Annotated in this window: 9 protein-coding genes; 5 read left to right on the forward strand and 4 right to left on the reverse strand. The window is 53.5% G+C overall.

Annotated features, from left to right (window positions below; all coding sequences use genetic code 11):
* Window positions 1-19: 19 nt before the first annotated feature.
* The 5 genes from purL to glnB all read left to right on the forward strand — a co-directional run bounded on the left by purL (window position 20) and on the right by glnB (window position 8,501).
* The gene (gene purL / locus ACLJRE_RS20660) at window positions 20-3,907 is read left to right on the forward strand and encodes a phosphoribosylformylglycinamidine synthase (protein WP_000970053.1); all 3,888 of its coding nucleotides are present in this window, start codon (window positions 20-22) and stop codon (window positions 3,905-3,907) included.
* 648 nt (window positions 3,908-4,555) lie between these two features.
* Window positions 4,556-5,986 (forward strand): two component system sensor histidine kinase QseE/GlrK, encoded by a 1,431-nt coding sequence (gene qseE, locus ACLJRE_RS20665; RefSeq protein WP_023212131.1) that lies wholly within the window; start codon window positions 4,556-4,558, stop codon window positions 5,984-5,986.
* A gap of 1 nt (window position 5,987) precedes the next feature.
* Window positions 5,988-6,752, forward strand: a complete 765-nt coding sequence (gene qseG / locus ACLJRE_RS20670) for a two-component system QseEF-associated lipoprotein QseG (protein WP_076735153.1) — start codon at window positions 5,988-5,990, stop codon at window positions 6,750-6,752.
* A complete protein-coding gene (gene glrR, locus ACLJRE_RS20675; protein WP_024146984.1) occupies window positions 6,752-8,086 on the forward strand; it encodes a two-component system response regulator GlrR in 1,335 nt (444 codons plus the stop codon). The genes qseG and glrR overlap by 1 nt, the downstream gene beginning before the upstream one ends.
* Window positions 8,087-8,162: 76 nt before the next feature.
* On the forward strand, window positions 8,163-8,501 hold the full coding sequence (gene glnB, locus ACLJRE_RS20680; RefSeq protein ID WP_000717694.1) for a nitrogen regulatory protein P-II: 339 nt from the start codon (window positions 8,163-8,165) through the stop codon (window positions 8,499-8,501).
* A 48-nt stretch (window positions 8,502-8,549) separates the two neighbouring features.
* Here the strand turns inward: glnB and dtpD are convergent, their stop codons facing one another.
* The 4 genes from dtpD to cadC all read right to left on the reverse strand — a co-directional run bounded on the left by dtpD (window position 8,550) and on the right by cadC (window position 15,529).
* Entirely contained in the window at window positions 8,550-10,010 is a 1,461-nt protein-coding gene (gene dtpD, locus ACLJRE_RS20685; protein ID WP_000856793.1) for a dipeptide permease DtpD, read from the reverse strand.
* A gap of 55 nt (window positions 10,011-10,065) precedes the next feature.
* On the reverse strand, window positions 10,066-12,210 hold the full coding sequence (gene cadA / locus ACLJRE_RS20690; protein ID WP_001100652.1) for a lysine decarboxylase CadA: 2,145 nt from the start codon (window positions 12,208-12,210) through the stop codon (window positions 10,066-10,068).
* A gap of 82 nt (window positions 12,211-12,292) precedes the next feature.
* Window positions 12,293-13,624 (reverse strand): cadaverine/lysine antiporter, encoded by a 1,332-nt coding sequence (cadB, locus tag ACLJRE_RS20695; RefSeq protein ID WP_000100008.1) that lies wholly within the window; start codon window positions 13,622-13,624, stop codon window positions 12,293-12,295.
* Between the two features lie 360 nt (window positions 13,625-13,984).
* On the reverse strand, window positions 13,985-15,529 hold the full coding sequence (gene cadC / locus ACLJRE_RS20700) for a transcriptional regulator (protein WP_410957490.1): 1,545 nt from the start codon (window positions 15,527-15,529) through the stop codon (window positions 13,985-13,987).
* Between the last annotated feature and the right edge of the window lie 14 nt (window positions 15,530-15,543).

The raw sequence follows: 15,543 nt of genomic DNA on the forward strand, positions 1-15,543 counted from the left end.
CTTAGAAGACGAGAGACTTATGATGGAAATTCTGCGTGGTTCGCCTGCACTGTCTGCATTCCGTATCAATAAACTGCTGGCGCGCTTTCAGGCTGCCAACCTCCAGGTCCACAATATATATGCTGAGTATGTCCATTTTGCTGACCTGAACGCCCCGTTAAATGATAGCGAGCAGGCGCAGCTTACCCGTCTGTTGCAATACGGCCCGGCGCTTAGCAGCCATACGCCGGCGGGTAAACTCCTGTTGGTCACACCGCGTCCTGGTACCATCTCCCCCTGGTCTTCAAAAGCAACGGATATCGCCCACAACTGCGGCCTGCAACAGGTTGATCGGCTGGAGCGCGGCGTAGCGTACTATATCGAGGCTTCGACGTTGACGGCGGAACAGTGGCGACAAGTGGCCGCAGAGCTGCACGACCGTATGATGGAGACGGTGTTCTCTTCTTTAACCGATGCGGAAAAACTGTTTATCCACCATCAGCCTGCGCCGGTTTCCAGTGTCGATCTGCTGGGAGAAGGCCGTCAGGCGTTAATTGACGCCAACCTGCGTCTCGGTCTGGCGCTGGCGGAAGATGAAATCGACTATTTGCAGGAGGCGTTTACCAAACTGGGGCGCAACCCGAACGATATCGAATTGTACATGTTCGCCCAGGCGAACTCCGAGCACTGCCGCCACAAGATTTTTAACGCCGACTGGATTATCGACGGTAAACCGCAGCCGAAGTCGCTGTTTAAAATGATTAAAAACACCTTCGAAACCACGCCGGACTATGTGCTCTCTGCCTATAAAGACAATGCCGCGGTGATGGAAGGATCTGCGGTGGGGCGCTACTTCGCCGACCACAATACCGGCCGTTACGATTTTCATCAGGAGCCCGCGCACATTTTGATGAAGGTCGAAACGCATAACCACCCAACCGCCATCTCTCCGTGGCCGGGGGCGGCGACCGGTTCCGGCGGCGAAATTCGTGATGAAGGCGCCACCGGGCGTGGCGCGAAACCAAAAGCCGGGCTGGTGGGCTTCTCCGTTTCCAACCTGCGTATTCCGGGCTTTGAACAGCCGTGGGAAGAGGATTTTGGCAAGCCGGAACGTATTGTCACCGCGCTGGATATCATGACCGAAGGTCCGCTGGGCGGCGCGGCGTTTAACAACGAATTTGGTCGCCCGGCGCTGACCGGTTACTTCCGTACTTATGAAGAGAAAGTGAACAGCCACAACGGCGAAGAGCTGCGCGGCTACCATAAGCCGATCATGCTGGCGGGCGGGATCGGTAATATCCGCGCCGATCACGTGCAGAAAGGCGAGATCGTCGTCGGCGCGAAGCTGATCGTCCTTGGCGGCCCGGCGATGAATATCGGCCTCGGCGGCGGCGCGGCATCGTCAATGGCTTCCGGCCAATCTGACGCTGACCTCGACTTTGCTTCCGTACAGCGCGACAACCCGGAAATGGAACGCCGCTGCCAGGAGGTGATCGACCGCTGCTGGCAGTTGGGCGACGCCAACCCAATCCTGTTTATCCATGATGTGGGCGCGGGCGGTCTCTCCAATGCGATGCCGGAGCTGGTGAGCGACGGCGGGCGCGGCGGGAAGTTCGAACTGCGCGACATTCTTAGCGACGAGCCGGGCATGAGCCCGCTGGAAATCTGGTGTAACGAATCCCAGGAGCGCTATGTGCTGGCGGTCGCGGCTGACCAGTTGCCGCTGTTCGACGAACTGTGTAAGCGCGAACGCGCGCCGTATGCGGTCATTGGCGACGCTACCGAAGAACAGCATCTCTCGTTGCATGATAACCATTTCGACAATCAGCCGATCGACCTACCGCTGGATGTCCTGCTGGGCAAAACGCCGAAAATGACCCGCGATGTGCAAACATTGAAGGCGAAAGGCGATGCGCTGAACCGCGCGGATATCACGATTACCGACGCGGTAAAGCGTGTTCTGCATCTGCCGACCGTGGCGGAAAAAACCTTCCTTGTCACTATTGGCGACCGTACCGTCACCGGTATGGTGGCGCGTGACCAGATGGTTGGCCCGTGGCAGGTCCCGGTGGCTGACTGCGCGGTCACTACCGCCAGCCTCGACAGCTACTACGGCGAAGCGATGTCGATTGGCGAGCGCGCGCCGGTGGCGCTGCTGGACTTTGCCGCCTCCGCCCGTCTGGCCGTCGGTGAAGCGTTGACTAACATTGCCGCGACGCAGATTGGCGATATCAAGCGCATCAAACTTTCCGCTAACTGGATGGCGGCAGCCGGTCATCCTGGCGAAGATGCCGGTTTGTATGACGCGGTTAAAGCGGTGGGAGAGGAACTCTGTCCGCAGCTTGGCCTGACGATTCCGGTGGGCAAAGATTCGATGTCGATGAAAACCCGCTGGCAGGAAGGCAACGAACAGCGCGAAATGACCTCGCCGCTGTCGCTGGTAATTTCCGCGTTTGCCCGCGTGGAAGACGTGCGTCACACCCTTACGCCGCAGCTGTCAACGGAAGATAACGCCTTGCTGCTGATCGATCTTGGCAAGGGCCACAACGCGCTGGGTGCAACGGCGCTGGCGCAGGTCTATCGTCAGCTTGGCGACAAACCCGCGGACGTGCGTGACGTCGCGCAACTGAAAGGCTTCTATGACGCCATGCAGGCGCTGGTCGCTGCGCGTAAATTACTGGCCTGGCACGACCGTTCCGACGGCGGTCTGCTGGTGACGCTGGCCGAGATGGCCTTTGCCGGCCACTGCGGCGTGCAGGTCGATATCGCCGCGCTGGGCGATGACCATCTGGCCGCACTGTTCAACGAGGAGCTGGGCGGCGTGATTCAGGTACGCGCTGAAGACAGAGACGCGGTCGAAGCGCTGTTGGCGCAGTACGGCCTTGCTGACTGCGTCCACTACCTTGGTCAGGCTCTGGCTGGCGATCGCTTTGTGATTACCGCTAATGATCGGACGGTATTCAGCGAAAGCCGTACTACGCTGCGTGTCTGGTGGGCGGAAACCACCTGGCAGATGCAGCGTCTGCGCGACAATCCGCAATGTGCCGACCAGGAACACGAGGCGAAAGCGAATGATGCCGATCCGGGCCTCAACGTGAAGCTGTCGTTTGATATTAATGAAGATATCGCCGCGCCGTACATTGCGACAGGCGCACGACCGAAAGTCGCTGTACTGCGCGAGCAGGGGGTGAACTCTCACGTGGAGATGGCGGCGGCGTTCCATCGTGCGGGCTTTGACGCGATTGACGTCCATATGAGCGACCTGCTGGGCGGTCGTATCGGTCTGGGTAACTTCCACGCTCTGGTGGCTTGCGGCGGCTTTTCCTACGGCGACGTGCTGGGGGCGGGCGAAGGCTGGGCGAAATCCATTCTGTTTAACCATCGGGTGCGCGACGAATTCGAAACCTTCTTCCATCGTCCACAGACGCTGGCGCTTGGGGTGTGCAACGGTTGTCAGATGATGTCGAATCTGCGTGAGCTGATCCCGGGCAGCGAACTGTGGCCGCGTTTTGTACGTAACCATTCTGACCGCTTCGAAGCCCGCTTCAGCCTGGTGGAAGTGACGCAAAGCCCATCGCTGCTGCTGCAAGGAATGGTAGGCTCACAGATGCCGATTGCGGTTTCCCATGGGGAAGGGCGCGTTGAGGTGCGTGACGATGCGCATCTTGCCGCGCTTGAGAGCAAAGGCCTGGTCGCCCTGCGCTATGTAGACAATTTCGGCCACGTGACCGAAACCTATCCGGCTAACCCGAACGGTTCGCCGAACGGCATCACGGCGGTGACGACCGAAAACGGTCGGGTGACGATTATGATGCCGCATCCGGAACGCGTATTCCGCACCGTCGCCAACTCCTGGCACCCGGAAAACTGGGGCGAGGATAGCCCGTGGATGCGTATCTTCCGTAATGCGCGTAAGCAGCTTGGTTAATTAGCCCGATAGCCATTAAGCCCCTCTTCACGAGGGGCTTTTTGTAGACGGCGCTTATCAGGCCCACGGGGAAGCGCGGTTGTAGCTACCGTCTTGAACGTCAAGCGGTAGGCCGGATAAGGCGTTTACGCCGCCATCCGGCAATAAACTAGCGCTTATGCCGCAAGATTAAAGTGTCGGGAAATCCCGACATGAGCGGGGGGTAGGTTGTCGCCAAAAAGAGACATTTAACAATTTGATTTTAAATGATTTTATTTTTAGGTGTTGTAGGTGTTGCTGATTGGAGACAGAAAGGGTAAAAAACAGGCAGAGCCATTTTGAGCATGAATAACGATATTTTTCATATCTATCATTATGTTAACAAAGTCTTTTGAATGTTGGCACAATTACTGCATAATGGTAACCAGTGGCTCATTCACCTTCTTATGTCAGCCCCTTAGGGATGCGCTACATAAACTTCGAATGACGCACAACAAGGTGCCTGCCGTCCAACTTCTGATAATAGCGTAGCTTTATCAACCTCCGGGCGAAACGTCGAGTTAGGCACCGCCTTATTCCATAACAAAGCCGGGTTTAGCCCGGCTTTGTTGTATCTGGCGCTTCCCTCGGTTAGCATCTTTTTTATTCTTCTTTTATGTGAGCGACACGTTGAAGCGCTGGTCTGTTTTCCCCCGTTCTTTACGACAATTGGTCATGCTGGCCTTTTTGCTAATCCTGCTGCCGTTGCTGGTTCTGGCCTGGCAGGCGTGGCAAAGCCTTAACGCGTTAAGCGATCAGGCTGCGGTGACTAACCGCAGCACGCTTATTGACGCCCGGCGCAGCGAGGCGATGACCAACGTCGCGCTGGAGATGGAGCGAAGCTACCGACAGTATTGTGTGCTTGACGATCCGACGCTGGCAAAAGTGTATCAAAGCCAGCGTAAGCGCTATAGCGATATGCTGGACGCCCATGCCGGCGTCTTGCCGGATGATAAGTTGTATCAGGCGTTACGCCAGGATTTAAACGCGCTGGCGCAATTGCAGTGTAAAGATAGCGGCCCGGAAGCGGCAGCGGCCGCGCGTCTGGAGGCCTTTGCCAACGCTAATACGGAAATGGTGCAGGCGACGCGTACTGTGGTTTACTCGCGCGGGCAGCAGTTACAACAAGAAATCGCCGAGCGCGGACAATTTTTCGGCTGGCAGGCGCTGGTGCTATTTCTGGTGAGTCTGGCGATGGTGCTACTTTTTACCCGCATGATTATCGGGCCGGTGAAAGGAATTGAACGGATGATTAATCGCCTGGGCGAAGGCCGTTCTTTGGGGAATACCGTCACCTTTACCGGTCCGCGTGAATTACGATCGGTGGGGCAGCGCATTATCTGGCTGAGTGAGCGTCTGGCGTGGCTGGAATCCCAGCGCCATCAGTTTCTACGTCACCTGTCCCATGAGCTGAAAACTCCGCTGGCCAGTATGCGCGAGGGGACAGAGCTGCTGGCCGATCAGGTGGTTGGGCCGCTGACGCCGGAGCAAAAAGAGGTGGTCGATATTCTGGATGACAGCAGTCGTAATTTACAAAAATTGATTGAGCAATTGCTTGATTACAACCGGAAACTGGTAGACAGTGCCACAGAGCTGGAAGCGGTCGATATCGCGCCGCTTGTGGATATGGTGGTTTCCGCCCACTGTTTGCCTGCCCGCGCTAAAATGATGCATACCGATGTCGACCTGGAGGCCGAACGCTGCATAGCAGAGCCCATGTTGCTGATGAGCGTGCTGGATAATCTCTATTCCAACGCGGTGCACTATGGCGCTGAATCCGGTAACATTTGTATCCGTAGTCGTTCTCAGGGCTCCACGGTTTATATCGATGTGGTTAATAGCGGCGAACCGATTCCGCAAACCGAAAGAGAAATGATTTTTGAGCCTTTTTTCCAGGGAAGCCACCAGCGAAAAGGGGCGGTAAAAGGCAGTGGGTTAGGGCTGAGTATCGCCAGAGATTGTATTCGCCGAATGCAGGGAGAGATCCAACTGGTGGATGACAAAGCGCAGGAAGTCTGTTTTCGCATCTCGCTGCCATTGCCTGCATCTGACAAACACTAATATGAATTTAAGCCTGGTGCGTATGTCACACGTTTTAGTCCAAACTATTAAACGATGCCTTTTGCGGTGGGGAATACCGGTGGGCATATCGTGTCTGGCGCTGACCGCATGTGTTCCCCATGCTTCACAGCAACTGCCCGATAGCGCAGCGCAGGACACGCTCCCCCATTATCAACTGGCGGATTATCTCCCGACGGCGTGCGCGGATATCTGGTCGCTACGCGGGCAGGCGGTAGAGACGAATCCGCTGTACTGGCTACGCACGATTGACTGCGCCGATCGTCTGATGCCGGTTCAGTCGCGCGCAGAGGCGCGCGCGTTGACGGATGATAACTGGCAGAATGCCTTCAGGCGCGGGATCTTACTGGCGGATGCAAAAATTACGCCGCCGGAGCGGCGCGCCATAGTGACCCGTCTGGAGGCGTTAAGCGCGCAAATACCGGCTCAGGTACGGCCCGTCTACCAAATCTGGCATGACGGTCAGGCGCTGCAATTAGCGCTTTCTGCCGAACGTCAGCGTTATAGCAAACTCCAGCAAACGTCAGATAGTGAGCTGGATGCGCTGCGCCAGCAGCAACAGGCCTTGCAAACGCAGCTCGATCTTACCACTCGTAAGCTGGAGAGTTTAACCGATATTGAGCGCCAGCTTTCGACACGAAAACCGGCAGGTAATTACAACGCCGATACGCCGCATACCAATGACAAACCCGCGATGTCTGAAGATGGTGCGGCGCCGTCGCCGTCACAAGATGAGGTAACGCCATGATAAGCCGTAAACCGGCGCACCTGTTGCTGGTCGATGACGATCCCGGATTACTGAAATTGCTCGGTATGCGCCTGACCAGTGAAGGATACAGTGTCGTGACCGCAGAGAGCGGTCAGGAAGGACTGCGGGTACTGCATCGGGAAAAAGTGGATCTGGTAATAAGCGACCTGCGCATGGATGAAATGGATGGTATGCAACTGTTCACAGAAATTCAGAAAGTACAGCCGGGAATGCCGGTTATCATTCTGACGGCGCATGGTTCCATTCCGGATGCGGTGGCCGCTACCCAGAAGGGCGTATTCAGCTTTTTGACAAAGCCGATCGACAGAGACGCGTTATATAAAGCGATAGATGAAGCGCTGGAGCAGTCCGCTCCCGCGACGGACGATAGCTGGCGCAACGCTATCGTTACCCGTAGCCCGCTGATACTGCGACTGCTTGAACAGGCGCGCATGGTCGCGCAGTCGGATGTCAGCGTATTGATTAACGGACAAAGCGGTACCGGAAAAGAGATTTTCGCACAGGCGATTCATAATGCCAGCCCGCGCAGTAACAAGCCGTTTGTCGCCATTAACTGCGGCGCGTTGCCGGAACAGTTGCTGGAGTCCGAATTATTCGGCCATGCGCGCGGCGCCTTTACCGGCGCAGTGAGCAATCGTGAAGGGTTGTTCCAGGCGGCGGAAGGCGGCACGCTGTTTCTGGATGAAATTGGCGATATGCCCGCGCCGTTACAGGTGAAGCTGCTGCGGGTGTTACAGGAGCGCAAAGTCAGACCGCTGGGCAGCAATCGCGATATTGATATCGACGTGCGAATTATTTCCGCGACGCACCGCGATCTGCCGAAGGCGATGGCGCGGGGCGAATTTCGTGAAGATTTGTACTACCGGCTGAATGTCGTGAGCCTGAAAATTCCGGCGCTGGCGGAGCGTACCGAAGATATTCCGCTGCTGGCTAATCATCTGCTCAGACAGTCGGCACAGCGGCATAAACCGTTTGTTCGCGCCTTTTCTACTGATGCAATGAAACGCCTGATGACGGCAAGCTGGCCGGGCAACGTGCGCCAACTGGTCAACGTCATTGAACAATGCGTGGCGTTAACCTCTTCGCCGGTGATCAGCGATGCGTTGGTCGAGCAGGCGCTGGAAGGCGAAAACACCGCGCTGCCCACCTTTGCCGAAGCGCGAAACCAATTTGAACTGAACTATCTGCGCAAGTTACTGCAAATTACCAAAGGTAACGTGACGCACGCGGCAAGGATGGCGGGGCGCAACCGCACGGAATTCTATAAGCTACTCTCCCGCCACGAACTGGATGCGAATGATTTCAAAGAGTAGTTTTCATGCCGTAAAGTAGCGCGAAATATGTTACGTTTAACCGATCAAAACACAGGCGACCTTTTCAAGGAATAGCATGAAAAAGATTGATGCGATTATTAAACCCTTCAAGCTGGACGATGTCCGTGAAGCGCTGGCCGAGGTAGGTATTACCGGCATGACGGTCACCGAAGTCAAAGGCTTTGGCCGTCAAAAAGGCCACACCGAGCTGTATCGCGGCGCGGAATATATGGTGGATTTTCTGCCGAAGGTAAAAATTGAAATCGTTGTGCCTGACGATATCGTGGATACCTGTGTTGACACCATCATTCGTACCGCGCAGACGGGGAAAATCGGCGACGGTAAGATCTTTGTCTTTGATGTCGCCCGCGTTATTCGTATCCGTACTGGCGAAGAAGACGACGCGGCTATCTGATGTGCCGATTCGCTGCCCGTCTCCTCCTTGTGGGCAGCGAACCACCGTTTAATCGCCCTGCGGTAGCGCCGATGTAGTCCGGGTGCAAACCCATCTCAGGCCGACAATGGCGACGATCAGCGCCACGCAACTTAGCGTCCATTCGCCCATTTGCGAGAAAAAGTGTCCGTAGGCGGCTACCGCCGTATCACTAATTTGCGATTCCGTGGTTTGTTGCGCGACGACGCCAGCCAGCCAGTTAGCGACCGCGCCGGTCGCCAGCATATAAATACCGGTTAGTACGCCCGTGACGCCAGGCAGGTTGAGGCGGGTAATTTGCGCCATCGCGACCGGATCAATAAACAGCTCCGCAAAGCCCATCAGCGCCAGCCCTGCGATCATCATTCCCATTGATGCCTGCCCGTCTAACCGGGCCTGATGCGCGTTTAGCGCCAGCAGCATAAAACCGCCGCCCATTAATACCAGCCCCACGGCAAATTTAAGCCAGACGCGCAGCACCGAGCGGGCGCTCTCTTTCGGGCTGCTCAGCCACGCCAGCACCACGCCCGCCGCCATCACCGCAATCGCATTGACCGACTGGAACAATGCGGTGGGGACGGTCATATTCAGCCAGTGGCGGTTGACAAAACGGTCGATGAATAAACTGATCGAACTTCCGCCCTGCTGCGCCAGAACCCAGAAGAGAGTGCCGGTGATCATTAACAGAACGATTTGCCACAAGGCGCGACGGTGTTCGGGAAATTTAACCATAATACGGGCGATAAGTTGCGCCGCGAAGACGCAGACAATGGCCAGCACATAGCCAGACCAGTTATTTTCCAGCAGGAGGGTGAAGAATACCGGCGCGATACACAGCATTAATACCAGCCAACCCCAGGTTGGAAGGGCGAATTTAACCGCCCGCAACGCGGGGCGATTAACACCGCGCGTCTGCTGAAAGTGGCGATGACCGCTTAAAAAGATGAGCAGGCCGATGAACATTCCCACGCCCGCCAGCGCAAAGCCGACATGCCAGCCATACCACTGCGCCGCCAGACCACAGGCGATCGGCGCGGCTATCGATCCAATATTCCCGGCGGCGTAGAGCAGCGAGAATCCCCCGTCGCGGCGGTTGTCATCAGGGGCGTAAAGTTCGCCCAGCAGACAGCTAATATTGGATTTAAACAAGCCGTAGCCGCAGATAATAATGGCCAGCGCCGCATATAAACTCAGCGTTGAATCAGATTCTAAGCCCAATACCACATGACCCAGCGTCATCAATAAGGCGCCGGTGATAACCGCCACGCGGTTGCCAAGCAGGCGGTCGGCAAGCCAGCCGCCAAGAATAGGGGTAACGTAAACTAAAGAGGCGTAGGCGCTGAAGAGGTTGATCGCGTGGCTGTCATTAAAACCAAGCTGGTGGGTAAGATAAAGGATGAGTAAGGCACGCATGCCGTAAAAGCTGAAGTATTCCCAAATTTGAATCGCCACGATGTAAAAAATCGCGCGCGGTTGTGAGGGTGTTTTCATAAAGTCTCCTTGCTGCGTGAAAAAAGGGAAGTGGCAAGCCACTTCCCTTTGGTACTTATTTCGTATTTTCTTTCAGCACCTTAACGGTGTAACGTCCGTCTGCCTGACGATAGGCGCCGTGGATATCGGTTTCGAAGCCCGGATAGTGGGCGCCGATTTCGCACAGCATTTGCAGGAATTCCAGTACCGGACGGCTTTCCTCGGTGATCATTTCACCAGGCATCACCAGCGGCACTCCCGGAGGGTAAGGAAGGATCATGTTGGCGTTGACGCGACCAACCATCTCTTCAAGATACACCTCTTCCGTTTCGCCATGCAGCTCTTTCTGGAACGCAGTATACGGCGTCATCACCATTTTCGGCAGCACTTCAAACGCACGGTACATTAAGTCCGGCAGATTATGATGTTCGACCAGTTTATGAATATTCTGCGCCAGTTCCTGGATGCGCATATTTTCATAAAACTCAGGCGCTTCGCGGTACAGTGCTGGCAGAATGTTTTTGACGCGCAGGTTCAGGTCAAAGGCGCGTTTAAATTCAGTGAGCGCGCGCAGCAGGCTCAGAGCTTTGGTTTTGTCGATACCAATGCTGAACAGGAACAGCAGGTTGTATGGACCGGTTTTTTCTACGATGATGCCACGTTCATCGAGATATTTGGCGACCAGACTTGCCGGAATACCGAACTCATCCATCGTACCGTCTTTTTTCATCCCCGGCGTCAGGATAGTGACTTTGATCGGGTCGAGGTACATGTGTTCGTTATCGATATTTTTGAAGCCATGCCATGCGCTATCTGAACGCAGCGGCCAGCACTCAGCCCCATCGATATGTTCCGGCTGCCATACGTCAAAGAACCAGCCGTCGGATTCGCTTTTCAGGCGTTTAATTTCTTTACGGAATTTAATCGCACGTTCAATAGAACCGTTAATCAGGCGTTTACCCGCATTACCTTTCATCATCGCCGCTGCGGTTTCAGTAGACGCTACGATACCGTAGTGCGGAGAAGTGGTGGTATGCATCATGTAGGCTTCGTTAAAGGTTTCTTCGTTAATGTCGCCTTTAACATGAATCATGGATGCCTGTGAAAACGCCGCCAGCAGTTTATGCGTGGACTGGGTTTCATAAATGATTTTGCCTTCTACACGGTCGCCGCTCATACCGCATTTACCCTGATAAATAGGGGAGAAATTGGTATAAGGCACCCAGGCGGAGTCAAAATGAATGGACTTCACATCCAGAGTTTTCTTGATGTAGTCAGTGTTATACAACAAACCGTCATAGGTTGAGTTAGTAATAACAGCATGGACCGGCCAGGTTGCGTTAGGCGTCTCTTTTACCCGTTTAGCGATAGTGGCGTGCTGGAACTCGCTTTGCGGAATACCGCCAAGAATACCGTAGGCGTTACGGGTTGGGCGGAAATAAATCGGCGTAATGTCGCTCATCATCATCAGATGGGTCAGCGATTTATGGCAGTTACGGTCAATCAGTACCGTGCTGCCTGCCGGCGCGGAGTACATACCGACGATTTTGTTCGCCGTAGAGGTGCCGTTCGTCACCATGTAGCTACGTTCGGCGTTAAAGACGCGGGCGATATACTCTTCCGCTTCTTTATGCGGGCCGGAGTGGTCCAGCAGCGAACCCAGTTCGGAAACGGAAATCGAAATATCGGATTTCATCGTGTTCGGGCCGAAGAAATCATAAAAGATGCTGCCGACGGGGCTTTTCTGGAAAGCGGTCCCGCCCATGTGGCCAGGCGTACAGAAAGTATATTTCCCTTCGCGCACATATTTGAACAACGCTTTTGTCAGCGGCGGCAGAATATTGTCGATGTATTCATCGGTATTCTGGCGAATTTTCGCCGCGATATCGGCTGCGGCGCCTAAAGCATATTCAAAGAAGCGAACCTGCATTCTCAGATCGTTGAGGCTGACGTCCAGCGTAGAGTAGCTGTTGGCGAAGGCGTACAGCGGCATATACTCGTTCAGCTTGCTAATCTCTTCGCAAAGCTCAAGGTTATATTTATCCCAGTCGAAAATGACGCCGCAAAGGCGGGAGTTATTTTCAATCAGCTTCAGCAGGTCTTCTCGGTCGTTTGGATAGACGATACGGAAATTTAAACCTTCCAGTGCACGATGCAGTTCACGAATAGGCTCTTCTTTAAAGTAGACGCCCATGTGGTTCATGATAGCAATAACGTTCATAGTCTTGTTCCTGGTAAAGTGGGCCCCTCCCGCTACGCTATAGCAGGTGACGAAAGGGGCTTTGAGAAAAAGGAGTTAGCGGTTAAAGCGCTTCAGCCGTATTGTTGTCGCTGTCGTTGTTCTGGCGCTGGTGCATTTTGCGACCGTAGAACATCAGGATGATCAGACTGACGATAAAGGTGCCGGAGAGTTCGAAGGAGCTGGCGCCCATCAGTGCGATGAAGCAAAATGCGCAGCCCAGTACAGAACAAATCAGGCTTACCGAGTTACGGATGTTGAACCCTTCGAAGCGAATCAGGTCAACACAGGAGTAGAAGTACGGCAGCATGGTAAGCAGTACGGCAATCCCGGTCAGTTCGCCGAACAGGTCGGATGCTTTACCGCCGCTGGAGTTCATGATGGTGATCAGAATCATCAGCGCCGTCATTTTCACCGCAGCCAACAGCAGACCTTTTTTCGGAATACCGTTTTTATCCATTTCACCGTAAATTTTCGGGAAGTTGCCGTCGTTGGCGGCGCGAACCCCAGCCTGGCCGACCAGCATCATCCAGGAGCCCAGAGACGTCAGGCAGGCGAAAGCGGTAAAGGCGGAAACCAGCGGCGCAGCCCAGCCCCCCAGAATCGTGGAGGTACTGATAGCGAACGGCGCGCCGGAAGAGGCCATAACGGAAGCTGGGAACATCCCGGCGATAACCTGAGTCGCGGCGATATAGATGATGCCTGCCAGCGCGGTACCCAGCATGGTTGCCAGCGGTACGGTGCGTTTCGGGTTTTTCACCATGCCGGTGCTGACGGCGGCAGACTCAACGCCAACGAACGCCCACAGGCAGAGCAGAATACTTTTAACAATGGCGTGAGAGTCGGTCGTCGTGGACGTGTTCCAGTTCGCGTGATAGGTCGCGATATCGAACCAATGCCAGCCGGCGACTGCGGTCAAGACTACCGGGATCAGCACCAGGAATAGGCCAATCGTTGTTAAGCGGCTGACCCAGGCCCCGCCCAGCATATTAATAAAGGTGAACAGCCAGACGATAGCAATACAGGCAATACCTGCCGGTATTGGATTATTTAATGCCGGGAAGAATGTAGAAAGATAAGAAACAGCGGTAATGCCGATGGCTAAGTTACCAATCCAGTTTGCGTGATAATAAAGAACGCCGGTCTGGAAACCAAACGCCGGAGATATTTCCCCAGCATAAGCGATAGGGCCACCCTGTTGAGGGTTTTTGGTTGCCAGCCTCGCATAAACATAAGCCAGCGACATTGCCCCAATAATAGAAATTACCCAGCCCCAGATGGCAATGCCACCAATACTGGCAAGGTTGGCGGGTAATAATGCAATCCCGCTCCCCATCATATTACCGGCAACGACGCCAGTACAGGCAAATAGCCCGATCTTTTTGACAGAACTCATGTTCATTTCTCCTGAGCTGTATTTTTAAGAACCGGGCTTATGCTTCATATATGCTGCGTGCCCGTTCAACTGTCGACAAGATTAACGAATGGGTTGAGATAAGTCCTAAAGAAAAAGTGAAATAAACACAAACATGAAAAAACTGATAGATTGATTTTTTTGAATTAACATATAAATATCATGAAAAATATCATGAAAGGATAAACATCGTTTAATTACAAAGAGTTATATTTACATATCTTTGCGATGAATATGTTGCCAAAATTAACATAAGCTATTTTTGGCAACATGTTTTTCACAAAATAAAAGCGAAAAATTTAATATCTTTTCGCTTTTATTTGTCATGGTTCAGCGTTAAATTTAATCTTCTGCCAGAAAACTATTCAGATAAGGGACAATTTTCTGAACGGATGTCTGAAATACGCCGTTCTCGATCCAGTACAGAGTGTTTTCACCTGGACGTAAATTAAAGGCGGTCAGATAGGCATCAGCGGCCAGACGATTCTCACCTTTCATTTCGTAAACTTTCCCCAACAGGACATAGTTAAACCACGACATTTCAAGCTCGATGCTTTTATTGATTTCCTCATACGCTGCATCGATATCACCTTTGCCTAACAGATCAACGGTCTTGATTTTATAATAAACAGACGTTTTCTCAACGCCCGGAATTTGATCTATTTTTTTAAACTCTTCGTTCAGTGCGGCCACTTGTTCTTTATCAAACGGCTGCTGTGATTGCCGTAATACATCTACCAGCACTTTATATTCATAGGCATAGTTGAAATCAGGCGTTTCCTTAATAATGCCATTCAGAATATCGCTGGCTTTACCTAGCGCCTGCGCATCGCCGCTCAGAATAAGCTGGCGCGCCTCATAAAAACGCATCAGCGCGGTATTTTGCGGCGTTCTGAACAGGGCCAGTTGTTCTCGCATACGATCAGGCCAGGGCTGTGTTAAAACGAAAGACAGACTATTAAACAGATCATCCTGGATGGACAACTGGTTAGTATTGGTGACGAAATAACGCTTATCCAGCATGGTTGAACCATCGGCGTTATCAATGAGCACCACAGACATAAAGCACTGCTGCGCCCGATAGTGGCGCTGATTGACAAACTGAATGGTTAACGTCTTACCGGAGCTGCTTGGCTCATTGACCCGGTAATTAGTTTTATCGTGCACCATAAAGGTCGAGTAGGTGTTCAGCAGGTCGGTGATTAAGCCGCCCAGACCGATGGCGTAGGACTCCTGCGAGACCCAGTTATTACAGGAATTGCCGCCTTCAAAACGAACATCTATATCTCGTGGGTTAAGTAATAACCGCGTTTTTGTTACCGCGGCATTATGATCTACCACCGACATCACGATAAACACCACCAGCGTCGCCAGCGAGAGTAGGAACATTACCCACGTCCAGAAAGCGGCGATACGCGGCTTTTTCGCCTTTTTAGTCGGCGTTTGCAAAGAGGCGGGCGGCACAGGCGTAGCGGCAGTAGCCCCCTCTGCCGGTTCTGCATTCGTTGCTGCGATCGGCGGCGGCGGCGACGTTGATGAATTATCGATCTCATCGCTATTTTCTTCGCACCAGATAACCGGCGCCGTCAGCTTATAGCCGCGTTTAGGTACGGTAACAATGTATTCAGCATTGCTGTCTCCGCCATCTCTTAATGATTTGCGTAGTTCAGAAATGCTTTGGGTGACAACATGGTTGGTCACGATGGTGCGCATCCAGACATGATCAATAATGTTATCCCGGCTTAACACTTCATCCGGATGATGCGCAAAATACATCAGAAGATCGATCAGCCGTGGTTCAAGAGTAATCTGGCGTCCCTGACGACTGATCTGATTAACAGAAGGTGTAACCAGCCACTCTCCAATGCGTACAACAGGTTGCTGCATAAAAAGATGCCCTA

Origin of the sequence: Salmonella sp. SAL04157, from assembly GCF_046551635.1 — a bacterium.
In the GTDB taxonomy this organism is placed as follows: domain Bacteria; phylum Pseudomonadota; class Gammaproteobacteria; order Enterobacterales; family Enterobacteriaceae; genus Salmonella; species Salmonella enterica.

Excerpts from the sequence above, each read along its gene's own strand:
- purL (WP_000970053.1), top strand. The coding sequence starts at position 20 with ATGATGGAAATTCTGCGTGGTTCGCCTGCACTGTCTGCATTCCGTATC.
- qseG (WP_076735153.1), top strand. The coding sequence starts at position 5,988 with ATGAATTTAAGCCTGGTGCGTATGTCACACGTTTTAGTCCAAACTATT.
- glnB (WP_000717694.1), top strand. The coding sequence starts at position 8,163 with ATGAAAAAGATTGATGCGATTATTAAACCCTTCAAGCTGGACGATGTC.
- dtpD (WP_000856793.1), bottom strand. The coding sequence starts at position 10,010 with ATGAAAACACCCTCACAACCGCGCGCGATTTTTTACATCGTGGCGATT.
- cadA (WP_001100652.1), bottom strand. The coding sequence starts at position 12,210 with ATGAACGTTATTGCTATCATGAACCACATGGGCGTCTACTTTAAAGAA.
- cadB (WP_000100008.1), bottom strand. The coding sequence starts at position 13,624 with ATGAGTTCTGTCAAAAAGATCGGGCTATTTGCCTGTACTGGCGTCGTT.
- cadC (WP_410957490.1), bottom strand. The coding sequence starts at position 15,529 with ATGCAGCAACCTGTTGTACGCATTGGAGAGTGGCTGGTTACACCTTCT.